General features: G+C 58.8%; 22 protein-coding genes. 11 read left to right on the top strand and 11 right to left on the bottom strand.

The window, feature by feature from the left end; all coding sequences use genetic code 11:
* Positions 1–30 precede the first annotated feature (30 nt).
* From uvrD to E8E78_RS23255, 3 genes are all read left to right on the top strand, one after another.
* The gene (gene uvrD, locus E8E78_RS23265) at positions 31–2,217 is read left to right on the top strand and encodes a DNA helicase II (protein WP_049273947.1); all 2,187 of its coding nucleotides are present in this window, start codon (positions 31–33) and stop codon (positions 2,215–2,217) included.
* A 132-nt stretch (positions 2,218–2,349) separates the two neighbouring features.
* Positions 2,350–3,204, top strand: a complete 855-nt coding sequence (locus E8E78_RS23260; protein ID WP_049273944.1) for a TIM44-like domain-containing protein — start codon at positions 2,350–2,352, stop codon at positions 3,202–3,204.
* Positions 3,205–3,318: 114 nt separating this feature from the next.
* On the top strand, positions 3,319–3,726 hold the full coding sequence (locus E8E78_RS23255) for an SMI1/KNR4 family protein (RefSeq protein WP_016502277.1): 408 nt from the start codon (positions 3,319–3,321) through the stop codon (positions 3,724–3,726).
* Positions 3,727–4,031: 305 nt separating this feature from the next.
* On the opposite strand, the gene E8E78_RS23250 is transcribed toward E8E78_RS23255, so the two are convergent.
* Positions 4,032–5,792, bottom strand: a complete 1,761-nt coding sequence (locus tag E8E78_RS23250) for a cation:proton antiporter (RefSeq protein WP_049273942.1) — start codon at positions 5,790–5,792, stop codon at positions 4,032–4,034.
* Positions 5,793–6,134: 342 nt separating this feature from the next.
* Between E8E78_RS23250 and E8E78_RS23245 the strand changes: the two genes are divergently transcribed.
* Positions 6,135–6,620 carry an acyl-CoA thioesterase gene (locus tag E8E78_RS23245; RefSeq protein ID WP_003253263.1) on the top strand — a complete coding sequence of 162 codons (486 nt, stop codon included), beginning with the start codon at positions 6,135–6,137 and terminating at the stop codon, positions 6,618–6,620.
* On the opposite strand, the gene pdxY is transcribed toward E8E78_RS23245, so the two are convergent.
* On the bottom strand, positions 6,617–7,489 hold the full coding sequence (gene pdxY, locus E8E78_RS23240; RefSeq protein WP_049273939.1) for a pyridoxal kinase PdxY: 873 nt from the start codon (positions 7,487–7,489) through the stop codon (positions 6,617–6,619). The two genes, E8E78_RS23245 and pdxY, sit on opposite strands and share 4 nt — an antisense overlap.
* 119 nt (positions 7,490–7,608) lie before the next feature.
* On the opposite strand from pdxY, the gene E8E78_RS23235 reads away from it, so the two are divergent.
* Complete coding sequence (locus E8E78_RS23235; protein ID WP_049273938.1) at positions 7,609–8,001, top strand: DUF3301 domain-containing protein; 393 nt, start codon at positions 7,609–7,611, stop codon at positions 7,999–8,001.
* On the opposite strand, the gene E8E78_RS23230 is transcribed toward E8E78_RS23235, so the two are convergent.
* Genes E8E78_RS23230 through zigA form a run of 3 tightly spaced genes read right to left on the bottom strand, consistent with a single transcriptional unit; the run spans position 8,002 to position 10,844 of the window.
* Positions 8,002–8,973, bottom strand: coding sequence for a CobW family GTP-binding protein (locus E8E78_RS23230; RefSeq protein WP_049273936.1), 972 nt, complete (start codon positions 8,971–8,973; stop codon positions 8,002–8,004). It lies immediately after the preceding gene.
* Between the two features lie 39 nt (positions 8,974–9,012).
* The gene (locus tag E8E78_RS23225) at positions 9,013–9,639 is read right to left on the bottom strand and encodes a DUF1826 domain-containing protein (protein ID WP_049273935.1); all 627 of its coding nucleotides are present in this window, start codon (positions 9,637–9,639) and stop codon (positions 9,013–9,015) included.
* A complete protein-coding gene (zigA, locus tag E8E78_RS23220; protein ID WP_049273933.1) occupies positions 9,636–10,844 on the bottom strand; it encodes a zinc metallochaperone GTPase ZigA in 1,209 nt (402 codons plus the stop codon). The genes E8E78_RS23225 and zigA overlap by 4 nt, the downstream gene beginning before the upstream one ends.
* 115 nt (positions 10,845–10,959) lie before the next feature.
* On the opposite strand from zigA, the gene E8E78_RS23215 reads away from it, so the two are divergent.
* On the top strand, positions 10,960–11,340 hold the full coding sequence (locus E8E78_RS23215; RefSeq protein ID WP_049273931.1) for a hypothetical protein: 381 nt from the start codon (positions 10,960–10,962) through the stop codon (positions 11,338–11,340).
* A gap of 26 nt (positions 11,341–11,366) precedes the next feature.
* Positions 11,367–12,272, top strand: coding sequence for a GTP cyclohydrolase FolE2 (gene folE2 / locus E8E78_RS23210; protein ID WP_049273930.1), 906 nt, complete (start codon positions 11,367–11,369; stop codon positions 12,270–12,272).
* On the opposite strand, the gene E8E78_RS23205 is transcribed toward folE2, so the two are convergent.
* Positions 12,256–12,783, bottom strand: a complete 528-nt coding sequence (locus E8E78_RS23205; RefSeq protein WP_016502287.1) for a DUF3617 domain-containing protein — start codon at positions 12,781–12,783, stop codon at positions 12,256–12,258. The two genes, folE2 and E8E78_RS23205, sit on opposite strands and share 17 nt — an antisense overlap.
* A gap of 131 nt (positions 12,784–12,914) precedes the next feature.
* On the opposite strand from E8E78_RS23205, the gene cls reads away from it, so the two are divergent.
* On the top strand, positions 12,915–14,354 hold the full coding sequence (cls, locus tag E8E78_RS23200) for a cardiolipin synthase (protein WP_049273928.1): 1,440 nt from the start codon (positions 12,915–12,917) through the stop codon (positions 14,352–14,354).
* Positions 14,355–14,427: 73 nt separating this feature from the next.
* On the opposite strand, the gene cfaB is transcribed toward cls, so the two are convergent.
* Positions 14,428–15,612: a C17 cyclopropane fatty acid synthase CfaB gene (gene cfaB / locus E8E78_RS23195; RefSeq protein WP_016502289.1), complete on the bottom strand. Its 1,185-nt coding sequence runs from the start codon at positions 15,610–15,612 to the stop codon at positions 14,428–14,430.
* A 207-nt stretch (positions 15,613–15,819) separates the two neighbouring features.
* On the opposite strand from cfaB, the gene lpdA reads away from it, so the two are divergent.
* The gene (lpdA, locus tag E8E78_RS23190; RefSeq protein ID WP_016502290.1) at positions 15,820–17,220 is read left to right on the top strand and encodes a dihydrolipoyl dehydrogenase; all 1,401 of its coding nucleotides are present in this window, start codon (positions 15,820–15,822) and stop codon (positions 17,218–17,220) included.
* A 324-nt stretch (positions 17,221–17,544) separates the two neighbouring features.
* Entirely contained in the window at positions 17,545–18,420 is an 876-nt protein-coding gene (locus tag E8E78_RS23185) for a nucleotide-binding protein (protein WP_280312655.1), read from the top strand.
* 248 nt (positions 18,421–18,668) lie between these two features.
* On the opposite strand, the gene E8E78_RS23180 is transcribed toward E8E78_RS23185, so the two are convergent.
* Both E8E78_RS23180 and E8E78_RS23175 read right to left on the bottom strand, forming a co-directional pair.
* The gene (locus E8E78_RS23180) at positions 18,669–19,697 is read right to left on the bottom strand and encodes a DUF4238 domain-containing protein (protein ID WP_280312657.1); all 1,029 of its coding nucleotides are present in this window, start codon (positions 19,695–19,697) and stop codon (positions 18,669–18,671) included.
* Positions 19,698–19,948: 251 nt separating this feature from the next.
* Positions 19,949–20,767, bottom strand: a complete 819-nt coding sequence (locus tag E8E78_RS23175; protein ID WP_280312658.1) for a hypothetical protein — start codon at positions 20,765–20,767, stop codon at positions 19,949–19,951.
* Positions 20,768–20,952: 185 nt separating this feature from the next.
* Between E8E78_RS23175 and E8E78_RS23170 the strand changes: the two genes are divergently transcribed.
* Positions 20,953–21,204 carry an SDR family oxidoreductase gene (locus tag E8E78_RS23170; RefSeq protein ID WP_280337143.1) on the top strand — a complete coding sequence of 84 codons (252 nt, stop codon included), beginning with the start codon at positions 20,953–20,955 and terminating at the stop codon, positions 21,202–21,204.
* A 93-nt stretch (positions 21,205–21,297) separates the two neighbouring features.
* Here the strand turns inward: E8E78_RS23170 and E8E78_RS23165 are convergent, their stop codons facing one another.
* Both E8E78_RS23165 and E8E78_RS23160 read right to left on the bottom strand, forming a co-directional pair.
* Positions 21,298–21,813, bottom strand: coding sequence for a hypothetical protein (locus E8E78_RS23165; protein ID WP_280312660.1), 516 nt, complete (start codon positions 21,811–21,813; stop codon positions 21,298–21,300).
* 23 nt (positions 21,814–21,836) lie between these two features.
* Positions 21,837–23,504 carry a hypothetical protein gene (locus E8E78_RS23160; RefSeq protein WP_280312661.1) on the bottom strand — a complete coding sequence of 556 codons (1,668 nt, stop codon included), beginning with the start codon at positions 23,502–23,504 and terminating at the stop codon, positions 21,837–21,839.
* Positions 23,505–23,547 lie beyond the last annotated feature (43 nt).

The raw sequence follows: 23,547 nt of genomic DNA, 5'->3' as shown, positions 1-23,547 counted from the left end.
CCTTCCCCTGCTGCGCCCTAGAATGGCCCGATGCACACAGATGACCTCTCCCTCCTGCTGAACTCCCTCAACGATGCTCAACGCCAGGCCGTCGCGGCCAAGCTCGGGCGTCAACTGGTGCTTGCTGGCGCCGGCTCCGGTAAAACCCGCGTGCTGGTGCACCGCATCGCCTGGCTGATCCAGGTGGAGCAGGCATCGCCGCATTCGATCCTGTCGGTGACCTTCACCAACAAGGCGGCGGCAGAAATGCGCCACCGGATCGAGCAACTGCTGGGGATCAACCCGGCAGGCATGTGGGTCGGCACCTTCCACGGCCTGGCCCATCGCCTGCTGCGGGCCCACTGGCAGGAAGCACGGCTGGTGCAGAACTTCCAGATCCTCGACAGCGATGACCAGCAGCGCCTGATCAAGCGGGTCATGCGCGAACTGGGCCTGGACGAGCAGAAGTGGCCGGCACGCCAGGCCCAGTGGTTCATCAACGGGCAGAAGGACGAAGGCCTGCGCCCGCAGCATATACAGGCTGGGGGCGACCTGTTCCTGGCGACCATGCGCGAGGTGTATACCGCCTACGAACAGGCCTGTGAGCGCGCCGGGGTCATCGACTTCTCCGAGCTGTTGCTGCGCGCCCTGGACCTGTGGCGCGACCACCCGGGCCTGCTTGAGCACTACCAGCGGCGCTTCCAGCATGTGCTGGTAGACGAATTCCAGGATACCAACGCCGTGCAGTACGCCTGGCTGCGCCTGCTGGCGCGCGGTGGTGCCAGCCTGATGGCGGTGGGCGACGACGACCAGTCGATCTACGGCTGGCGCGGTGCCAAGATCGAGAACATCCACCAGTACACGGCCGACTTCCCCGACGCCGAAATGATCCGGCTGGAGCAGAACTACCGCTCCACCGGCGGCATCCTCAAGGCCGCCAACGCGCTGATCGTCAACAACACCGGGCGCCTGGGCAAAGAACTGTGGACCGACATGGGCGAAGGCGAACCGCTGACCCTGTACGCGGCCTACAACGAGCACGACGAAGCGCGCTACGTGGTGGAAACCATCGAAAGCCTGGTCAAGCAGGGCAATGCGCGTAACGAAATCGCCATTCTGTACCGTTCCAACGCCCAGTCGCGGGTGCTGGAAGAGGCCCTGCTGCGCGAGCGTATCCCCTACCGCATCTATGGTGGCCAGCGCTTCTTCGAACGCGCCGAAATCAAGAACGCCATGGCTTACCTGCGGCTGATCGAAGGGCGTGGCAACGACGCGGCCCTGGAGCGGGTGATCAACGTGCCGCCACGCGGCATTGGCGAGAAAACCGTCGAAGCCATCCGTGAGCATGCCCGCCACAGCCAGGTGTCGATGTGGGAAGCCATGTGCCAGCTGCTGGCGGCCAAGGCCATGAAGGGCCGCGCCGCCAGCGCCCTGGGTGCCTTCATCGAGCTGATCGAGGGGTTGGCTGCCAAGGTCACGGACATGCCCCTGCATACCATGACCCAGACCACCATCGAACAGTCCGGGCTGATCACCTATCACCAGGAAGAAAAGGGTGAAAAGGGCCAGGCACGGGTAGAAAACCTTGAGGAACTGGTGAGCGCGGCGCGCAACTTCGAGTCCACCGACGAAGACGCCGATCTCTCGCCGCTCTCGGCCTTCCTCGGCCATGCCTCGCTCGAAGCCGGCGATACCCAGGCCGACGAGCATGAGGACAGCGTCCAGCTGATGACCTTGCACAGCGCCAAGGGCCTGGAGTTCCCGTATGTGTTCCTGGTGGGTATGGAAGAAGGCCTGTTCCCGCACAAGATGAGCCTGGAAGAGCCCGGCCGCCTGGAAGAGGAACGCCGCCTGGCCTATGTCGGGATTACCCGCGCCATGCGCCAACTGGTCATGACCTACGCCGAAACACGTCGCCTGTATGGCAGCGAGACCTACAACAAGGTGTCGCGTTTCGTACGTGAAATTCCGGCCGGCCTGATTCAGGAAGTGCGCCTGTCCAACAGCGTCAGCCGCCCGTTCAGTGGGGCCAAGACGGCCACCAACAGCAACCTGTTCGCCAATGCCAATATTCCGCAGACAGCGTTCAACCTCGGTCAGCGTGTGCAACATGCGGTGTTTGGCGAAGGCGTGATCCTCAACTTCGAGGGTTCGGGCGCCCAGGCACGGGTGCAGGTGAACTTTGCCGAAGGCAGCAAGTGGCTGATGCTGGGGTACGCCAAGCTCGAAGCCATCTGAAGACCAAGGCCGCCCTGCCGGGGGGCCTTGTAACATTCAGGCAAAAGCTCGAAACACTATGTCGCTGGTCATGTGCCCGGGAACCTGTGCACCATGACGCGCGTGCAAACCACAACAGGGGATATCCCACTTATGCAACGTTTTCTTAGCATCGCACTGGCGCTCTGCGTCGGCCTGACGCTGAGCCTGGACGCCAACGCCAAGCGTTTCGGCGGCGGCAAGAGCTCGGGCTCCGCGCCTATCCACCAGACCCGTCAGGCTACGCCAACCACGCCTGCCGCCGCACCGGCTGCCGCACCTGGTCGTGCAGCTCCGGCCGCCAGCGGTGCTTCGCGCTGGCTGGGCCCACTGGCCGGCCTGGCCGCCGGTGGCCTGCTGGCGTCCATGTTCATGGGCGACGGTTTCGAGGGCTTCCAGATCATGGACTTCCTGATCGTGGCGCTCATCGCCTTCCTGGTGTTCCGCTTCATTGCCGCACGCCGCCGCCAGCAGCAGCCGCAAATGGCCATGCCAGGCCATGCGCCGATGCAGCGTGAAGCTCACAACCAGCCGGCACAGCCATCGGTGTTTGGTGGTTCGGCTGCACCTGCCGCCGCTGCCCCGGTGATCAACGCCCCGGCCTGGTTCAACGAGCAAAGCTTCCTGGCTGCTGCCCGTAACCACTTCCAGTCGCTGCAGCAGCACTGGGATGCCAACGAAATGGACAAGATCACCGAGTTCGTCACCCCGCAAATGCTCGAGTTCCTCAAGCGTGAGCGTGCGGAACTGGGTGACGGCTTCCAGTCCACCTACATCGACAACCTCGAAGTACAGCTGGACGGTATCGACGACCGAGCCGACCGTACCGACGCCACCCTGACCTTCCGTGGCGTGTCGAAGAACTCGCGCTTCGACCAGGGCGAAGTGTTCAGCGAAAGCTGGCACATGGTTCGCGCCCCAGGCGAGAACCAGCCTTGGCTGGTCGCCGGTATCCGTCAAAACGGCTAACCGCAGCGTGCTGTACAAAAAACCCCGGGCCTGTCCCGGGGTTTTTGCTTTTGCCAGAGTGGCCTACTAGGGTATAACGCGCAGCGTTGTCATCTAGGTCAGAGGAAGTGAACCGTGGAAGAAGTGATCGAACAACTCCGTGAAGCCAATCAGCCAGTGCCGGTGCCCCTGGAGCTTCCCGACGAGGACCAGTTGGTCGAAATCGAAGAAGAGCTGTTCATCAACATACCCTTCGTGTTCAAAGAGTTTCTACTGACCGTCAGCGACGTGGTGTATGGCTCGCTGGAGCCGGTGACTGTCACCGACCCACAATCGCACACCTACCTGCCCGACGTCGCCGCCAACGCCTGGGATGCCGGCGTGCCGCGCGACCTGATTCCGCTGTGCCAGGATGGCGACAACTACTACTGCGTCGAAGAAGACGGCACCGTGGTGCTTTGGGATGCGGAAGAGGAAATCGCCGGTGAAGAGAGCTGGGAGTCGGTGTGGCACTGGGCGCGGGATGTGTGGCTGGAGAGCTGATCCCCCATTGCCTGCGTTACCACGATCCCTGTAGGAGCAGCCTTGCGCTGCGAAGAGGCCATTGCAGCCGCAGATAGTCGTTAGCCTTACCGGCCTCTTCGCAGCACAAGGCTGCTCCTACAAGTGATGTGTGATGTGCAAGAAAGTTGCTCCCACCAAGCCCGTTCACAGCCTGCAGCTGTAAAATTTATGGCTTAGTGCCACCACCCTGATTAAAATCGCCAGGCTTTCTGCGCCTGGCGACATTGCTACCGCTCCATCCCCTCGGACGACGATGAAATCTTGCGCAGGGAGCATTGCTCCCTTCAGTGCGTATTCTCGCGACTGTTTTCCAGCGTCTCCAGCAAGGCAATCTGCATGCGCGTGTGCACGCGGATGAACCAGCGCCACAACAAGGCCACCACCACTGCGGCCACTACGGCAATGACCAACAGCAACTCGCTGGTGGGCAGAATGCTCGCCGACAATGCCGACAGCAGCAGGAAAATCACCAGCAGTGACAACAGCGGAATAACTTCGGCGATCACGCGGCGTACACGCTGGGTATGCCGCCCGGCCATTTCCGCCTTCACGCCCATTTCTGCCAGCAGCATCGACAGCGCCTTGAGCTTGCGATAGGCAGCGATCAGGAATGGCAGCGACAGCAACAACGCCGCCCCCCAGATCATCGCCTTCTGCTGGCTGACATCGCTGACCCACTCGCTGAGCCAGTTGCCGATACGCCCTGCAAAGTAACCACCACTGAAGAAGATGGCGATCACCAGCGCCAGGTTCACCCCCACCTGCAACAGGATGCGCCGGATCATTGCGGCCAGCATGGCGCTCTCGCCCTGCGGCTGGATGTTGCGCAACCACTCGCCATACAACGAAAGCACCCGCGCCAGGCGGCTGGGCACCACATTGCCAAGCTTTTGCGACAGCGGGTCCGCCGCACGGATCAGGTAAGGCGTCAACAGCGTGGTGATGGCCGATACTGCGACCGCCACCGGGTATAGGAAGTCGCTGGTCACCTGCAGCGTCATGCCCAGCGCCGCGATGATGAAGGAAAACTCGCCAATCTGCGAAAGGCCCATGCCCACCCGCAGCGACGTGCGCCCGTCATTACCGGCAATGAACGCCCCCATGCCACAGGAGAGCATCTTGCCCAGTACCACCGCCAAGGTAATGACCACGATCGGCCAGGCGTAATCGACGAGTACCTGAGGGTCGATCATCAGGCCGATGGCGACGAAGAAGATGGCGCTGAACAGGTCACGTACCGGCTCGATCAGGCGTTCGATCTTCAGCAACTGACGCGATTCGGCCATGATCGCGCCAATCAGGAAGGCGCCCAGCACCATGCTGTATTCCAGCTTCACCACCAACAGGCAGAAGCCGAAGCACAGGCCAAGCACGGTAATCAGCAGCATTTCGTTGCTTTCGAACTTGGCCACATAGGCCAGCAGCCGCGGCACCAGCAGAATGCCGATGACCAAGGCAACGATCATGAACAGCGACAATTTTCCTACGGTGGAGAACACTTCCCCCGAACTGACCGAGCCGCTGACAGCGATGCCGGACAGCAGGGCGATGATGCCGATGCCGAGGATGTCCTCCACGATCAGTACGCCGAAGATCAGCTGGGCGAAGCGCTCGTTCTTCATCTTCAGGTCGTTGAGTGCCTTGACGATGATAGTGGTCGAGGAAATGGCCAGGATCGCGCCGAGGAACAGTGAATCCATGGTGCTCCAGCCGAACCAGCGGCCGATCTCGAAACCGATCCAGATCATCAGCACGATTTCCAGGAACGCCGCGATGAACGCCGTGGCGCCCACCTTGAACAGCTTGCGCAGGCTGAATTCGAGCCCCAGGCAGAACATCAGGAAGATCACCCCCAGTTCGGCAAGGATCTTGATGGTCTCTTCGTCATGGATCAGGCCGAATGGCGGGGTGTGCGGGCCGATGATGAAGCCGGCGACAATGTAGCCCAGCACCACCGGCTGCTTGAGGCGGTGAAAAACAATGGTGACCACGCCAGCGACCATCATGATGACTGCCAGGTCCTGGATGAAGCTGATGGCATGCATGGCGTGATACTCCTTTTCTCGTCTTTTTATGGATGCCTGGGCAGACCGCTCCTCTGCCAAGGCAAACCTGAGCGAGCAGCAAGTACATACTGTATTGAGTGCAGGAAAGCCCATGGTGCATGGGCGTACTCAGGTTAACATCGCGCCTCGCCGCAAATAGCCGGTGCAATATGCAGAAACAGATCGGCTGGAAAAGCGCCGCTGATGGCATGATCAGCGTGACGATGGCGCGTCAGGCAACGTCCCGTATTCGTACGGCAAATTCAAAAGAGGGGAACAGAAGTGTCAGCAGATAACGCCCTCCATTCGCCCGATTCAGCGCAACCTCACCGTGAGCACACTATGGAACCTGGAAACGCCCAGCTGAGCATGACCGTCCTGATGACCCCGGACATGGCCAACTTTTCTGGCAACGTACATGGCGGCACCTTGCTCAAGTACCTCGACGAAGTGGCCTACGCGTGCGCCAGCCGCTATGCCGGCAGCTATGTGGTGACCCTGTCGGTCGACCAGGTGATTTTCCGCGAGCCCGTGCACGTGGGTGAACTGGTGACCTTCCTGGCGTCGGTCAACTACACCGGCAACACCTCGATGGAAGTCGGCATCAAAGTGGTGACCGAGAACATCCGCGAGCGCTCGGTGCGTCATTCCAACAGCTGCTTCTTCACCATGGTCGCAGTCGATGACAACCGCCGCCCGGTGCCGGTGCCGCCGCGCCAGCCGCACAGCAGCGAAGAAAAACGCCGCTTCCTGCAAGGCCAGCAGCGCCGCCAGATCCGCCAAGAGCTGGAGAAGCGCTACCAAGACCTGAAAACCGACGCGATCTAAAACGCCAGCAACTGCGCCTCAAAGCGCACCCGCGGGTGGGCGATACGGTCCTGGGCCCGTACCAGCTGCAGTTCGTAGCTGGCACAGGCCTGGGTTTCCAGCAGCACCTCATGCACGGCTGCAGCGGTGAATTCGAACGCCTGCACCCAGCTGTCGCCGAGCAGCACGCGGGCCAGGAACAAACCTGAGGTCAGGTCACCCACCCCCACCGGCTGACGCGGGAACGCCAGCAGCGGGCGGCGCAGGTGCCAGCTTTGCTCGGCGGTCACCAACAGCATTTCGAACTGGTCCTCGGCCCGCCCGGGGTAAACCAGGTGCTTGACCAGTACCACCTGCGGCCCACGCTGCAACAGGCTGCGCGCCATGCTCACGCAATCCTCCAGCGACTGCGCGCGGCGCCCACAGAAGCTGTCCAGCTCCAGCTGGTTGGGGCACAGAATGTCGGCCCGGGTCGCCGCCTCGTCAAGCAGGAACTCGCTGACCTCCGGTGGTACGATGCAGCCCTTCTCCGGGTGCCCCATGACCGGGTCACACAAGTACAAAGCCTTCGGGTTTACCGCCCTGATCCGCTCGACACCCGCCAGGATAGCCCGCCCCTGCTCGGCACTGCCCAGGTAGCCAGAAAGCACCGCATCGCAGTGACCCAGTTCGCCAATGTTGGAAATACCTTCCACCAACGCTGGAATTTGCGCCGGGGCAAGCACTTCACCCGCCCACTGGCCATACTGAGTGTGATTGGAGAACTGCACGGTATTGAGCGGCCAGACATTGACCCCGATACGCTGCATGGGAAACACCGCGGCGCTGTTGCCGGCGTGGCCGAACACCACATGGGACTGGATGGCGAGCAGGTGCGGGGTACGTTTCATGCGGGGGTTTCCAAAGCTGTTTCAAGGATTGTGCGCAGCGCAGTATGAACTCGATTGCCACCTGTACGACAGGCCAGGGACGCAGTTAAGCTGGATCTACCTGTTTGGAGCATATGCAAATGTTGACCCTGGAGAATGTCTTCGTCCTGATGCTGTTAGCCACGGCGGGCGGCTGGTTGTGGCACAACCATGGGTTGCGCGAAAAAGCCCTTGAACGGGTCAAACAGCACTGCGCCAAGCTCGACCTCGAGCTGCTCGACGATGCCGTCGCACTCAAGCGCATCGCCTTTGTCCGTGATGCCAATGGCCGCAAGCGCCTGGCACGCGTCTATGCCTTCGAATTCACCGTTACCGGCGAGCAACGCCACCCCGGTACCGTGACCCAGTTCGGCGCGCACAGCGTACAGATCGAGCTGGCGCCCTACCCGTTCGAAATCAAGACCCCGCCACGCACCGACAATGTTATCGAGATGCAGCAGTGGCGCCAGGAGCACAATCGCTGGCGCAATTGATCAGCTGACGCGGCATTCGCTCAACCCCGCTTGCAGCATGGGTTGCGATTGCGGCTGATCAAAAATCAGCTCGATACGGCTATCCCTTCGCCATTCACTGGGCTGCCACATCGGCATGTCACCCTTGAGCCCATTGAATGACTGCCAACCTTCCACGCTGTGGATAACCCCTTTCGCACGCCGCCATGGCAAGGTCCGCAAGAACGCCAGTAGCCGCTGTGGATAAAACTGCTGTGCGGGATGCCAGCGCCAGCCAATGCTCCAACCTCCCTCCCCCTCCTGGGCAAGACAGATCGGCTGGCTGGGGTCTGTCCACAATATTATTGGGGGCCCCCCAAGATTGTCGACAATCTGATTTTCCTCAAATGGGCTGTCGACAATCTCTACCAGCGCGCCAGGAAGGCTTGATAGCGGCACCTGGCCCTGTACCGACCAAATCACATTCTTGTCGTTAAATTTATTAGTTATCAACAACTTAGATTTTTCATCCACAGCCTCTGACTTGTTGAAAACCACGTATTCAGACGCGTTGAAAGCCTGCTGTTGTGCCTCCGGAAGCGGCTCGTTTCGCACCATGGATTGCGCATCGACAACCATCAACAACGGCTGAATTGTCAGCACTCCAGCCCACGGAGCCTGCTTCAGCTGAGCAAGGAGCTGCAGCGGGTGGCCCAGGCCAGACGGCTCGATAAACAGCCGGTCAGGCCGGGATTTGCGCAACAACCGGCCCAGGCCAACCTGAAACGGCATGCCGTTGACACAACACAGGCAGCCGCCTGCAACCTCGCCGATGGCGATGCCATCTTCGTCGCGGCTGAGCAAGGCCGCATCCAGGCCAACCAGGCCGAATTCGTTGATCAATACCGCCCAGCGTTCGTTGCCCGGGCGCTGGGCAAGCAGATGGCGGATCAGGGTGGTCTTGCCGGCCCCCAGTGGGCCAGCAATTACATGGGTGGGAATGTTCTGCAGCATGGGATGGCTTCAGGCGGGGTGATGGCTCACTATGCGCCGTCAGGCTAGCCAGTCAAGGCTGAGCAGCAGGCGCCCCTGCTGGCCCGAGGGCGAGCGGTGCACAAGCCCTGCACCTCCGTTGCCCTGCCACTTCTCGCCCTTGAGTACAGCCACTTCACCTACTTGCAGCTTCTGAATTTTATCCACAGGCACTTGAGCTGTGTGTAACTCCCCGCGCCGGCTCTCCTGCTCTCGCAACCACTCGCTACCCGGGCCCGCATAGGTGGTGAGCAATCGCAACGGCACGTTATCCACATGAAAGCGCGGGCACATGGGCCCGGTCAGCACCCGCAGGCGCAAACCGACCCGCCGCGCGCCAACCAGGCAGGTATATGCCGCCATCAGCCAGGCTACATCGGCCACGAATGCTTCGTAACCGTGGAAGTCCGCCGCTTCGCGTAGCAAATCCGGCAAAACCGGCATCTGCTGTTCGTCCACATCGATTACCCAGTGATCTGCCAGGGGTTGCCCAAGGCTGACTACCAGCTCGGCGAAATCCTCCAGCTGTGGCGGCAAGCGCCGGCGCCATACCGCCAGGTTCACGCCGTCCTGCAGCACGTCGGTCAACACCAGCGGCGTTTCGCCAGACACCTGAAAGATATCCACAGGCTTTAGCGCCTGGTTCATGCTGCTGCCTCCTCGTGCCAAGGACCAAATGGATCGGGCAGACGCAACCATCCCATAGGCCCCAACTCCATTTCTTCATCCGTCAACAAGCAGGTCTCAAGCTCTGTGGATAACTTTTTGAAGTCGATATTCTGACCAATGAACACCAATTCCTGCCGGCAGTCACCGGTTTCGGCGTGCCAGTGTTTCAAGATATCGGCGGTGTTATCCACATCCTGGGGCCACTGCTCGCGCGGCACGAAACGCCACCAACGGCCCGCCAAGCCGTGACGCATCATGCCACCTGCCTGGGACCAGCTACCGGCTTCCTGGTACTTGCTGGCCAACCAGAAAAAACCCTTCGAACGCAGCAGCCGACCATTGCTCCAAGGCTTGTGGATAAAATCGAAAAAGCGTTGTGGATGAAGTGGCCGCCGCCCCTGCCAGGTCGTGGCCGCGATGCCGTACTCTTCAGTCTCCGGCACATGCTCGCCGCGCAATTCTTGCAACCAGCCAGGCGCTTGAGCAGCCTGGTCGAAGTCGAACAGGCCAGTGTCCAGGATGCGCGCCAGCGGCACCTGGCCCATGACCATGGGCACGATCTGCGCCCGGGCGTTGAGGCTACGCAAAATGGCCATGAGTTCCTCACGCTCGTGCTGGCCGATCAGGTCGATCTTGCTCAACAACAGCACATCGGCGAACTCCACCTGTTCGATCAACAGGTCGCTGATCGAGCGCTCGTCCTCTTCGCCCAAGGTTTCGCCACGGCTGGCCAGGCTGTCTGCTGCCTGGTAATCGCGTAAAAAATTCAGGCCATCGACCACGGTGACCATGGTGTCCAACCGCGCCATATCGGAAAGGCTGCGGCCCTGCTCGTCGCGAAACGTGAACGTCTCGGCAACCGGCAGCGGCTCCGAGATACCCGTGGACTCAATGAGCAAATAATCGAAGCGGCCTTCCTCGGCCAGCCGCGCCACCTCTTCGAGCAGGTCTTCACGCAGTGTGCAGCAGATGCAGCCGTTGCTCATCTCGACCAGTTTCTCTTCAGCGCGGTTGAGGCTGACGTTGCGCTGCACCTCGCTGGCGTCGATGTTGATTTCACTCATGTCGTTGACGATGACCGCGACCCGCAGGTTGTCGCGGTTACGCAGCACATGGTTAAGCAAGGTGCTCTTGCCGGCGCCAAGGAAGCCGGACAGCACGGTGACAGGGAGACGATTGGACATGGCGAAACCTCTTCAGGCGAGCGCATTCGAAACGATGCATTGCACAATGTTATAAAGTAACAATACAATTTCGCCAAGCCGTTCTCGACGGACGAGTATTCACCGGGGATGAAAAATGAACCTGCTGCGCGCCATGGTGTTGCTGTTGCTCGCCATGCCTACTTCGCTGTTCGCCATGCCCAAGAACAGCCCATTAGCGATGTGTACACGCAGCGCGACACTGCTTGCCTGCCAGGACGGAAATGGCAGTTCTTACAGCGTGCGCAGCGAAGGCAGTACGTTCTACCTGCGGGGCTACGACTTCAGCAGCCGGCGCCTGTGGGCACAAACCAACAGCCGCTATGGCACGTTGACCTTTTTTACCGGCCTGGCCAGCGATGGCGAAGCCTGGGTGGGTTACAGCCGTCGAGTTGGCTGGACCACCCTGAACCGCGTATCCAGCTCCAGTGGGCAGCGCTTCAAGCTGCATTGCAGCTTGATCGGCGGTTGCCACTGATTGCCCCTTTTTGTTTGGAAAGCCAGATGACCCAGCTCAAGCTCCCCGACATCGCAGCACAAACCCTGGAGTACACCTTGCCTTTGGACTGGGTGGGCATGTGCGGGATTGCCTTGCCTGTGCAATTCGAAGGGCGCACCGCAGCCGCCAAAATCGATGCAGGGGTAAGCCTGGTAGACGGCAGTTCACGCGGTATCCATATGTCGCGACTTTACCTTGCCCTTGAGACATTGGAGCACCAGCCCCTCACTCCACTAGCAATCAGACAGCTACTGGCTGAGTTCCTGAGCAGCCATGAAGGCCTTTCTTCGGCAGCCTACCTGCGCCTGCGGTTTGAGCATCTGCTGAAAAGGCCGGCCTTGATCAGCCCCTTGGCAGGCTGGAAAAGCTACGCCGCTACGGTCGATGCACGGATAGAAAACGAAATGTTCCACGTGGAACTATCTGTTTCCGTACCTTACTCCTCTACCTGTCCATGCTCGGCTGCGCTTGCACGCCAGATGATCCAACAGCAGTTCCTGGACGACTTCAGCGAAGACCAAGTCGAAAAGTCCGCAGTAATGCAGTGGCTTGGCAGTGCCGCAGGTATTGTGGCGACGCCGCACAGCCAACGAAGTACCGCACACATTCAGGTAAGGCTGCGCAGCAATGAGCACGTATTACCCATCACCGAATTGATCGATTGCATTGAGGCAAGCTTGGGGACCGCTGTGCAGACCGCTGTGAAGCGTGCGGACGAGCAAGCGTTCGCCTTGGCCAACGGGCAGAACCTGATGTTCTGTGAAGACGCCGCACGACGCCTGCACAAGGCGCTACGGCAACTGGAATGGAGCACGGCCTTCAAGCTGCGCGTGGAGCATGCAGAAAGCCTGCATGCCCACGACGCCGTCGCCACCAGCCAATGGCAATGGGACGTCAGCTGCGCGGTTTGACCGTGCCACAGTCATTGCCCAGCCACACCGCACGGGTGTTCATGCTGCCTTGCTGCTGTACACCCGAAGCGTTGAAGGTACCACTGACCTGCGTGGTGAATTCCCGGTCACTGAGGAAGGTGGCCTGGCCAGTGCCCTGTGCCTTGGGGCAGCTGAACTGGAACTTCCAAACATTACCGGTACGGTCGGTGATCTTCTGGGTGCAGCCTGACTTCGGGTCCTGCAGTGGGATGTCGTTGGTTGCCACCTGCTCTGGCGTCAGGCACGAACGCACGCCGTTGCCACCGACCGTCACCCCTTGTTTGGCCAACACCCCTTCCATCATCGCGCGCTGCTCTGGCGGCAGGTTTTTCAACTGACCGAGCATGAACTGCATGTCGGGTAGCGGCTTGCCATCGACCTGCATGTTGCTGGTGGTCAGCTCCCACAAACCTGGTTGCAGCACCTGCGCATGCACCAGCGGGCTGCTCGCAGCCAGGGCCAACGCCAACAGTGGCAGACGAATCTTCATGGACGATCGCTCCTGAAAAAACCGGCCAAGCGGGCCGGGCTCAACCTTGGACGCCAAATCCACCTTCAGGTTGCAAGGCGGACCGGGAACGTGTTCTGTTAGCTCAAGTGTACTCGGCAAGCAGGATGCATATGGACTACCACAGCCCCTACTTTTTTGGTTACCTACTCGGACTGATTCACCTACTGGGTATCGTCGCCGCACTGCACGCGATCTTCACCGTGCGTACCGCCCAAGGCGCAATCGCCTGGGCCATGCCGTTGGTCTTCATCCCCTACCTTACCTTGATCCCCTACCTGGTCTTCGGCGCTCGCTCGTTCTATGCCTACATCAAGGCCAGGCGCCAGGCCAACCAGGAAATGCACGTGGCCATGGCCAGTCTCAACTGGCGGCCCTGGGTGGAAGAAGCCCTGACCGCCCGTGAATCAGAAAGCTATGCAGCCCTGCGCGCAATGCCAAAACTGGGGCGCATGCCCTGCCTGGCGAATAACCAGGTGAAGTTGCTGATCGATGGCAAAGCCACGTTCGATGCCATCTTCGCCGCCATCGACAAAGCCCGCGACGTGGTGCTGGTGCAGTTCTTCATCATCCATGACGACACCCTCGGTAAGGCATTACAGCAGCTTCTGCTACGCAAGGCTGCCGAAGGGGTGCAGGTGTTCGTGCTGTATGACCGCGTTGGCAGCCATGCCTTGCCAGCCAGATACAGCCAGCAGCTGCGCGACGGTGGTGTACAGATTCATGCCTTCGCCACTCGCCGCGGATGGTTCAACCGCTTCCAGGTTAACTTCCGCAACCATCGCAAGATCGTGGTAGTGGACGGCCTGCTGGGTTTCATTGGTGGGCACAACGTAGGTGACGAATACCTCGGTGAGCACCCGAAGCTTTCCCCCTGGCGCGACACCCATGTACAGATCAGCGGGCCGGTGCTGGCCTGCCTGCAGGAGTCGTTCGCCGAGGACTGGTACTGGGCCACGCGCCAGCTGCCGCCGCTGATCCTGCCAGATACCTACCCAGATAACGGGGTGCTATGCCAGGCCTTGGCCAGCGGCCCGGCCGACCCGCAGGAAACCTGCTCGCTGTTCTTCCTCGAAGCAATTCATTCCGCTACCCGACGGGTATGGATCACCAGCCCTTACTTCATCCCTGACGAGGCAGTGTTCGCCGCCTTGCGCCTGGCAGTCCTGCGTGGGGTCGATGTGCGAGTGCTGATCCCGTCGCGGCCAGACCACCGGGTGGTCTATGCCGCCTCCAGCCTGTTCGCCTTCGAAGCGGTGCGCGCAGGTGTACGCATGTTCCGCTATCAGCCGGGCTTCCTGCATCAGAAGGTGGTGCTGGTGGATGATGATGTCAGCGCGATCGGTAGCGCCAACCTGGACAACCGCTCTTTCCGTCTGAATTTCGAGATTACCCTGCTGACCGTCGACCGCAGCTTCGCAGACCAGGTCGAGCACATGCTGATCAACGACTTTGAACAATCGCGGGAAATTACTGCGGAGGACAGCCTCGACACTCATCGACTGCAGCAATTGGGGATGCGGATTGCACGGCTGATTTCGCCAATCCTTTAAGCTAAGCAGTCTGAGTATGGGAGCGGCTCTTTCGCTACACAAGGCCGCTCCCATAACGTCCGCATCTACATGCTTAGCGATACAGATCTTCGCGCGTCCAAGGCAGGTCATGGTGCCCGTCGGCGTATGGCTTCACTGCCAAGATCTGGTGCAGGTTGATCCAGCCCTTCTCAAAGGCATACGCGCACCCTGCGAGATACAGGCGCCAGATACGCAGGGTCTTTTCCGGCACCAGCGCTGCGGCCTTGTGCAACTGGTTCTCAAGGTTGGCGCTCCAGTGATGCAAGGTCTTGGCGTAGTGCAGGCGCAGGCTTTCCACGTCTACCACCTCCAGCCCCGCTTCACAGATGTTGGCGCTGATCATCGACAGGTGAGGTAGCTCGCCATGGGGGAACACGTAGCGGTCGATGAACTCACCTGCACCACGCCCTACCGGGCGTCCATCGATGTGCTTGGCGGTGATACCGTGGTTCATCACCAGCCCCCCTTCCCTCACGGCGCCGAACAGTTTCTGGCAATACAGCGCCAGGTTGGCATGCCCGACATGCTCGAACATGCCAACGCTGACAACCTTGTCGAAGCGGCCATCCTGAGGCAGGTCACGGTAGTCGAGAATCTGCAGGTCGACCTTGTCAGCCAAGCCTTCGGCCTTGACCCTCTGCCGGCCAAGCTTGAGCTGCTCCTTGCTCAAGGTGATGCCGAATACCTTGGCGTCATATTCCCGTGCAGCGAAGCGCGCAAGGCCCCCCCAACCACAGCCAACGTCCAGCAGGTAGTCGCCGGCATTCAGGCGCAACTTGCGACACAGGTGGTCGAACTTGTCCTGCTGCGCCTGATCGAGCGTGTTATCAGGCTCGCGAAAGTAAGCGCACGAATAGGCCATGTCCTGGTCCAGCCACAGCCGGTAGAACGCGTTGGAAACATCATAGTGGTAGGAGATGGCTTCGGCGTCAGTGCTTTTGTCATGGGCAAGCCGCGCCGGCGAAGCCTCTTCGAAATCAGGTAACAGCGCCTCGCTCAGCTCATCGCATACCCGGATGGCTTCACCGATATCGCCTTCCAGCTCCAGCTTGCCTTCGACGAACGCGGTGCCCAACTGCTCCAGGCTCGGGTGCGTCAACTGGCTGATCAACTGTGGCTCTTTGACCAGGATGGTGACCTGCGGGCTAGGCCCCAGATCGAACTGGTTACCGTCCCACAATTTCAGCCGCAGCGGCAGATGCAGGCTCTGCAGTGCAGGTGGAAGTTGCGCGAGCATGAACAACCCTCCTATCCGTGTTTGACCACGACGCCTGATATTTCGAACGTCGCCGGATCAGAGTAGTTCATTGGTGGGAGGTTTCCTCTAAACGAGACCAAGGTCTAGAACCAACTGATCTTATCCACACAGCAGATTGTATACAATTCTCGCATCTCAGCTTAACCTTGTGCCCCTCTCGCGCTTCTACATCCTGGAGTTGAACCCATGAAATCCTATGACGTGGTGATCATCGGCGGTGGCCCTGGCGGCTACAACGCAGCCATCCGCGCTGGCCAGCTGGGCCTGAGCGTCGCCTGCGTGGAAGGCCGCTCAACCTTGGGCGGCACTTGTTTGAACGTGGGCTGCATGCCCTCCAAGGCACTGTTGCATGCGTCCGAGCTGTACGAGGCCGCCAGCGGTGAAGAGTTCGCCCACCTCGGTATCGAAGTCAAGCCCACCCTCAACCTCGCCCAGATGATGAAACAGAAGGACGAGAGCGTGACCGGCCTGACCAAGGGAATCGAATACCTGTTCCGCAAGAACAAGGTCGACTGGATCAAGGGTTGGGGCCGCCTGGACGGCGTCGGCAAGGTTGTGGTCAAGGCTGAAGATGGCAGCGAAACGGCGCTGCAAGCCAAGGACGTGGTCATCGCCACCGGCTCCGAGCCTACCCCTCTGCCGGGCGTGACCATCGACAACCAGCGCATCATCGACTCGACCGGCGCGCTGTCGCTGCCGCAAGTGCCCAAGCACCTGGTCGTCATCGGTGCCGGCGTGATCGGCCTTGAGCTGGGTTCCGTCTGGCGCCGCCTGGGCAGCCAGGTCACCGTTATCGAATACCTCGATCGCATCTGCCCAGGTACCGACACGGAAACCGCCAAGACCCTGCAAAAGGCACTCGCCAAGCAAGGCATGGTGTTCAAGCTGGGCAGCAAAGTGACCCAAGCCACTGCAAGTGCCGATGGCGTGAGCCTGACGCTGGAGCCCGCTGCCGGCGGCACCGCAGAATCGCTGCAGGCCGATTACGTGCTTGTGGCTATCGGCCGCCGCCCTTATACCAAGGGGCTGAACCTTGAAAGCGTGGGCCTGGAAACCGACAAGCGCGGCATGCTTGGCAACGACCACCACCGCACTTCAGTGCCCGGTGTGTGGGTGATTGGTGACGTCACTTCCGGCCCGATGCTGGCGCACAAGGCCGAAGACGAAGCGGTCGCCTGCATCGAGCGCATTGCCGGCAAGCCCCACGAGGTCAACTACAACCTCATCCCTGGCGTGATCTACACCCGCCCGGAGCTGGCCACCGTGGGCAAGACCGAAGAGCAGCTCAAAGCCGAAGGGCGTGCTTATAAAGTAGGCAAGTTCCCCTTCACCGCCAACAGCCGCGCCAAGATCAACCACGAGACCGAAGGCTTCGCCAAAGTCATCGCCGATGCCCAAACCGATGAAGTGCTGGGTGTGCACCTGGTGGGCCCAAGCGTCAGCGAGATGATCGGTGAGTTCTGCGTGGCCATGGAGTTCTCGGCCTCGGCAGAAGACATCGCCCTGACCTGCCACCCCCACCCGACCCGCTCCGAGGCCTTGCGCCAGGCAGCGATGAATGTGGACGGCATGGCGATGCAGATCTGAGCGGAGCCGCCAGGTTGATGCTGCCGAATCGTATGTCTGGGTGCGGTGTTTAGTAGGCATCAGAAAGCAAAAAGCCCTCCTTCTGGAGGGCTATCGTGATCTTAAATAAATAAGTCGGTCTCGCCCTGCAACGTGGCTTGGGCTCTGTAGCTTGTCGGAATGAGTTTTTAAGTCAGTCTCGCGACATCGCCGGCGCGGTTTTGGGCTTCGCAAAAATAATTAAGTCAGTCTCGCAGAGACAAGGCGCGACCGGAGCCTCCCAAGGGTGATTGGACATTTCAAATCAGCAATAATGGCCTACCGCTACCAAGGAATGTGTAGACCATGGCACGAAAGACCCCCTCTGTTGTACCTCCACAGCCGAAGCTGAAACTGACATCGCAAGAGATCGACCGTGGCCTTGCTCGGCTATCTGAACGAATTGCAGAGCTCCACGCTTTTGACCTCAACACCGTTCGGAATGGAAACACACCTGAGCTTAAGGCTATGCAGGTTGCCATCAAGGACAGTCTGACCAGATGCTTCGGGGAAGAAACCAGTGCCTATCGGACCTACGCAGCCGCCACAGACCTCACGTACTATCCGATGATCGTCAGTACCGGACAGCAGATTGACTACCACACCCCAATTCAACGCAGGGTACAAAACTCTATTGCTCTGCTGGAGCAAGCGCAGAAAAGTTTGAAGGAGGATCTGGCGGATCTCTCAGCCTCGGAGGAGGTTCAGGTCACTTCATCCCCTGAAGACAGAGTCGTCCATTCAGGCCGAGTGTTCGTTGTCCATGGCCATGACGAGGGAGCACGAGAGTCGGTAGCTCGATTCCTTGAAAAGCTTGGTCTAGAGCCAATCATTCTGCATGAACAGGCAAACCGTGGCGGGACGGTGATCGAGAAGATAGAAAGACACCGAGACGTAGGATTTGCCGTTGTACTGCTCACGCCTGACGACCACGGCGGTGTAAAGGGTGGGGAATTGGAGCCCCGCGCAAGGCAAAACGTCCTGTTGGAGCTCGGTTATTTCCTCGGCTGCCTGGGGCGCGAGAGAGTCTGCGCACTGAAGCGCGGTCAGGTTGAGATTCCAAGCGACTTTGCAGGCGTAGTCTGGACGCCGATGAACGACGACGGTTGGAAGCAAGCCTTGAGTCGTGAGCTCCAAGACGCCGGTTATGAGATTGATTGGAATAAGGTGATGCGCGGCTAGCCCCGCTTGTCATGGTTACGTTGATAACGCTGGTAGACACAGATCAGAAAACGTAACCTGTGACAGCTTGCTCCGAGACCTCGTTGGCGCTCAGCCTCCCCTCGGAGACACCTGATAGCCCGCCCACTAAGGCGGGCTTTTCTATGTGCGTACTTCGCTGATTAGTGAATATTCACCAGTATCCCGGCAGCACCAAGGCCATGGTGCAGTCGGGATACACCTGCCCAAAGCAAAAAGGACTCGATTGATCACATGTCAGGATAATTGGCTTCCTCTCTCGACTGGGTCTCATGCCATTCCTCCCAATGCTTACGTACTGCTTTAAATTGCTCGGGACAGACGGTGCGGGGCCTGTATTCCTCAATATCTCGCGTATCTGTCGCAAATACGTAGTGATGGGCCCCGGTCAAAATCATCGTCCTGAAAAATGCTGACTGAGCGAGACTTAACGTGGTGCCGCGCCGAGGGGGCGGTGAGCCAACACACGTGAACAGGAGGTGCTTGGGACTGAGTGGCATGAACAGCATCGTGCCTGGTACATCCCAACCGCCCTCAAGACTAAGTGCTCCATTCGCCCCAACTCCGACCCTCATGAACGGATTATCGGACGTTGGCCAAGTGACTCCAGGTGGAGCGTGTAAGATGGTCCAACGATGATTCGGCAATCGATTGATAGTGCCCTTAAGCACGTGTTCGATCTGCCAGAGCCAAAATTTCCGCCCGACCAGGATCTCGGCTTGGATGCCTTCTTCGCCATGCTCATTCTTCACACGTTGAATCTTCAGCGGCAGCTTACTGTAATGGTCTAGAACCATAGGGGGTTCAGGCTGAACTCCAGCGGCTGAAGCTGCCTCAATTTGGCCCACTGACCACGCCATAGTCTCAGACAGGAATGCCTCAAGCGTTTCAGTGTGGCGTTTGATAAAGCTCTGCATTTGGGCAGGCGTACGGACAGATTGCGCAACAGCAAAGCGGAACAAGTTGTTCCAATCCTCGCGGGTCAGCTGCGACTCGCTAACTACCTTTTCGATGGATGCGAGTCCTGGACCTTCGAAACCCCGCTCAAGCCAGCGCTCGACTTCGTCGCTCTCCTCAGAGCCAGAGAGACGAGTATAAAGATGCCGAAGCACGGCCACGCTTTTAGTTGAAAGCGGCTTCCAGATCGCGCTTTTTTCATGCGGCACTAGCAGACGGTAGGCGAGGACTTTGCCCTGGATCATCCAGTGCCTCAGGTACGCCTGAGGCACGTAGTGGTTGTCCTTTTTAAAGCTTTCCATTTCTGCTACATCCTCAAATGCCCTGCCACCTGGCAACCGAGCTCGCATGCGCGCCTCGCTGGCGAATCCTATCTCGAACCATCATGGACGAAGGCCAACCTCGCCTCTACATCCTGCTTCTTTGCAGGCAGCTTCGCGCCCGACGCGTTAGCTTTCTCAGGTGCCGCTTGGTAATCATCAGGTGATGGCCAACGAGTACCGAACCCCCTCACGCATCGTGATCCTTGCAGATAGGCCAAGGGGTAACCTTACTAGCGCCAGAACTGCCACCACTTACGGCGCATATCTTGAATCGGCTTCATCGACGCGTACCAATCTTTATATTTCTCTCTGACTCGAACCTGCCGAGCCTCTGCATCTGGTCTCAACAGCAATTTCCTGACAACCACTGGCTCTTTGGAGAACGTCTTTAGGCTCTTCCTCAACGCAGAGGCGTGCTTATACAACTCCAAGCACAGCACTTCGCTAAAAAACAGCATTTCGTCACTTGTCTCGGCGAGGTTCATAACGATGTCATTGTAATCTCTGTGGGCCACCCCACCCACAGGTATGCCGTAGTACATCTCGGCAAAGCCGAACCCGTCGGGATACTGGTTGTTCCTGAATTTTTCGAGAAGCTCGTTGCGACTCTCGATAGCATTAACGGCATGCTCGACCGCTTGGGACAACGACATAATCGCTCGCAGCGCGCTCACTGGCGCTGTCACGTCTTCAAAGATAATCTTCCTCAGCTCAACGATTGGAGGAGTCGAGGCTGAAATGCCACGAACCTCCTGTGGGGTCATGGCTGGTGTGCCGAGGTTGTGCAACCGCATGGATTCTAGGTAGTTTTCACGCATAGGGTGTGCGACTTCGTAAACACCTACGGCATAATCCAGCATGAAAGTAGATATCGTTATGCCAGCGTTACAGGCCCGGATTTCCTTTATGAGGTCGTCGTGCTGCTTGCTGTCCTTCGCGATCTTTTGAGCTGCCGATGCACCACGGCGAGCGCCGATCAACGCAGTGATGAGGGCTGCGGTGGCCGTCAAGATGAAGGGAAACCATTGGAATTTGTCTAGAAAATCCAAGTTCGGCAACCACGACCCCGAAGCCGTAAACACACCGTTAACCGGTCCCCACAACGTCATTGAAATCCCTCTCATTAAACGCCGCGATACTTCGTGGCAAAGCGGGCGATGATAGCGGCGGCGTGGTTCAGGGACAATCAGGCACCTCGTGCCGACGTGCCCACTGCCCTAGCAGACGCAGCACCATGCCGAACTACTATGTCAGGGGCATGGCCAAGGCCAGCCTGAAAGCCGGCGTGCGCTATCTGGCCGGCAGCCTCGGCCCGGAAGGCACTCGCGCCAACGCCATTCGGCAGGTCCGATCCGCACCCTGGCCGCTTCGGGCATCCAGAGTTTTCGCAAGATACTCTACGAAAAACGAGAATCAGACCCCGCTGCGCCGCAACGTCACCATGACGGAGTCGGCAACGCTGCTGCCTTTTTGTGCTCAGACTTAGCGTCGGGCGTTAGCGGTTAAATCATGCACGTAGACGGCGGTTTCGACTTCACTGCAATGGGTAGAATATTCCACGTTGGACAGCAGATAGAGCTCAGGGGTAGGCCATCTCACTCTGCCACTCTTTGAGTGTTTCGGCAGTTCGAGTCTCAAGATCCGCTATGGACACACCGTGTCCAAGGACGAATTTTTCCGAGAGTGCCAAAATTTCCCTCAACAGCTGCGCAGACTCCTCCACTATAGATTCCAGCTTTCTGTGAAGCCCAATATAGGCAGCATCGTCATTCAAAGCGTTTTTGCTATCCGCGTTGGAGCTATGCACTAGCCAGTTGCGGTCTTTTAGCAAGGCCTGGAAGCGCACCAATACGTCTTTCGGGAGGTGTTCACTTCTGGATAGCCGCGAAATGCTGCCTCCGAAGGTCTTCTTTTGAGCGTCTGCTACAAGAAGGTTGCCTTCTTCCTCCCCCATCTGCGGTACGGCTTGCTCGACCAATACGAAAAATTGGGCAGTTGAGCCCTCAAGCGTCTGTAGCTGCCATAACGTGAAGCCGATTGCTTGGCAGATTTCACCAAATCTCTCAGCTCTTTCTAGGTTGTTTGTTGCGTTCATTTTGTCTACCGAGCAGGGAAAAATTAAAGGTTCGATAAGGGGGAAACGGCCAATGCAATGGCTGGTGGCGGACTGATCGGTTGCGCGGTTGGGGACTGTGAAGAAGGTGCGTTTAACCTAGCCTTAGCTTTTTCGGCCTTCCGCTGCTCACGTTTGCGGGCTTCTTCAAACTCCTGCATTGGATGGGTCACGAAGTGCTGTCGATAGGCTTTGATCAGCCCTTGATCATTGCTATTCATGGCTTCAGCAAGGACGTGATCGGAATCACGTAACTGGATATCCAATTTTGGATTCCGCGACCGCGCTGCGTTCACCATCGCAATCGCATTTTCGGAAAGCTTGCCGCTCGTCCACAGCTCGAACCTTTGGCGGATGCCAGACCATTCAGAGTGCGTTTTGACGAACCCCCTGATTACAGGAATCCGCTTGAGCAGCCATTTCTCCACTTCGGCATCATCCAAGGTGCTGATGGGGTGTATCCCCTTGCACTCGATGAACACGACTTCATGATTCGGACGGTGTACCAGCACGTCGACTTCCGCTTCCGCTCCGATGCTATCTTTGACAATCCGGTTCATCTCCTGGGGATATCCCCAGAACGTTGAACGCGCTATCTGGGCAACCGCAAATTCAAAAAGGCTGCCGCGCAGCGTCGAAGCCGCGCCTTCGATTCGGGACAAGTCGTTGAAAATTTTGTCCAGTGCTTCCGGGTCTTGAGTGAGTTTCGCAGTATCAGTCAAAACCATACAAAGGTTCTTCAAGGCTACTGCGACATCCCGGCCAAACAGGCTCTCGGTGGTCGCCGGAATGATGCCCTGCTCCTTGAGAAGGGCAAACGCCTCAGTTTGGTAGCTCTCAGCGACAAAAACCTGAAGGCATTTGCCCACCTTCCTGAGACTACGAAGCGTGACGCATTTGTTGACGAACCCTGTCAGGTGAGCAGCGGTCACCCACCCGTTTAGCGCAAGGTCGCAAACGAAGAAGCCTGGTTTGAGAGTTGTGCTGACGTACTCTCGCATCGGAAATAAGTAGGAGGGGCCGGCCAAGTCCCAATTGAACGTTCCGACCTTGGGTAACGCCTCTGAGCCCTCATCCTCGCGTGTTTCAACAGAGTCGTAGCTCACCATCCCCAGGTTGCGGGCCCAATCCTTCACCGCCAAAAGAGTTACCTTCTCTGCAATGAGCCGGCCTTTCATCTTTGCCCACATGGAGGTCATTTCGAGCATCTGGTGATGATCGCATCGCACCACACAGGATTCGCCACCTGGGAGTGCCACCTCCTTCACAAGCGTGGCTTTCACAAGTCGCTCCAACAGGGTTTCTGCTGAGATGTGTTTCTTCTGAGCCACGGGCGCGCCGCACGCAATAAGAAAATGCCGACGAGGCATCACATTGCCGCGAAGCGCGAGCGCCTGTAATGCCGCGAAATAGGCGCTGCGGGTTTTCTTCAGCGCTTCCATCAAATTGTCGAAGAAGTAGGGAGACCCATAGTCCTCTTGGAGATAGCAAAAGCGTGCTCGATGGGGAAAGATGATGTGATTGAGACGGGTCATCCCAGCGCACCCGCGCTCGACCCGCTTCCTGGCCGCTTCAGGAGTCAGACCAGATCTGGTTTCTAGGAGCTTGGATAAATCACTGCTCAGCAGGGGTCCGGTCTGCTTCAGCAGGTCGATGAGCGCATTGTCAGCCATGATCGTTCTCAAAGGATGTCACACAGCGCTATTTATACTCCTT

The sequence above is a fragment of the Pseudomonas sp. BN505 genome, assembly GCF_029873175.1.
Taxonomy (GTDB): domain Bacteria; phylum Pseudomonadota; class Gammaproteobacteria; order Pseudomonadales; family Pseudomonadaceae; genus Aquipseudomonas; species Aquipseudomonas putida.
This window is presented reverse-complemented; position numbering and strand designations above follow the sequence as displayed.

Bases quoted from the DNA above. Each gene is read 5' to 3' on its own strand.
- uvrD (WP_049273947.1), top strand. From the start codon at position 31: ATGCACACAGATGACCTCTCCCTCCTGCTGAACTCCCTCAACGATGCT.
- pdxY (WP_049273939.1), bottom strand. From the start codon at position 7,489: ATGAAACGTACCCCGCACCTGCTCGCCATCCAGTCCCATGTGGTGTTC.
- E8E78_RS23225 (WP_049273935.1), bottom strand. From the start codon at position 9,639: ATGAACCAGGCGCTAAAGCCTGTGGATATCTTTCAGGTGTCTGGCGAA.
- E8E78_RS23165 (WP_280312660.1), bottom strand. From the start codon at position 21,813: ATGAACGCAACAAACAACCTAGAAAGAGCTGAGAGATTTGGTGAAATC.
- E8E78_RS23245 (WP_003253263.1), top strand. From the start codon at position 6,135: ATGGAACCTGGAAACGCCCAGCTGAGCATGACCGTCCTGATGACCCCG.
- E8E78_RS23260 (WP_049273944.1), top strand. From the start codon at position 2,350: ATGCAACGTTTTCTTAGCATCGCACTGGCGCTCTGCGTCGGCCTGACG.
- lpdA (WP_016502290.1), top strand. From the start codon at position 15,820: ATGAAATCCTATGACGTGGTGATCATCGGCGGTGGCCCTGGCGGCTAC.
- cfaB (WP_016502289.1), bottom strand. From the start codon at position 15,612: ATGCTCGCGCAACTTCCACCTGCACTGCAGAGCCTGCATCTGCCGCTG.
- E8E78_RS23235 (WP_049273938.1), top strand. From the start codon at position 7,609: ATGTTGACCCTGGAGAATGTCTTCGTCCTGATGCTGTTAGCCACGGCG.
- cls (WP_049273928.1), top strand. From the start codon at position 12,915: ATGGACTACCACAGCCCCTACTTTTTTGGTTACCTACTCGGACTGATT.
- E8E78_RS23185 (WP_280312655.1), top strand. From the start codon at position 17,545: ATGGCACGAAAGACCCCCTCTGTTGTACCTCCACAGCCGAAGCTGAAA.
- E8E78_RS23205 (WP_016502287.1), bottom strand. From the start codon at position 12,783: ATGAAGATTCGTCTGCCACTGTTGGCGTTGGCCCTGGCTGCGAGCAGC.
- E8E78_RS23215 (WP_049273931.1), top strand. From the start codon at position 10,960: ATGAACCTGCTGCGCGCCATGGTGTTGCTGTTGCTCGCCATGCCTACT.
- E8E78_RS23250 (WP_049273942.1), bottom strand. From the start codon at position 5,792: ATGCATGCCATCAGCTTCATCCAGGACCTGGCAGTCATCATGATGGTC.
- E8E78_RS23170 (WP_280337143.1), top strand. From the start codon at position 20,953: ATGCCGAACTACTATGTCAGGGGCATGGCCAAGGCCAGCCTGAAAGCC.
- E8E78_RS23160 (WP_280312661.1), bottom strand. From the start codon at position 23,504: ATGGCTGACAATGCGCTCATCGACCTGCTGAAGCAGACCGGACCCCTG.
- folE2 (WP_049273930.1), top strand. From the start codon at position 11,367: ATGACCCAGCTCAAGCTCCCCGACATCGCAGCACAAACCCTGGAGTAC.
- zigA (WP_049273933.1), bottom strand. From the start codon at position 10,844: ATGTCCAATCGTCTCCCTGTCACCGTGCTGTCCGGCTTCCTTGGCGCC.
- E8E78_RS23180 (WP_280312657.1), bottom strand. From the start codon at position 19,697: ATGGAAAGCTTTAAAAAGGACAACCACTACGTGCCTCAGGCGTACCTG.
- E8E78_RS23230 (WP_049273936.1), bottom strand. From the start codon at position 8,973: ATGCTGCAGAACATTCCCACCCATGTAATTGCTGGCCCACTGGGGGCC.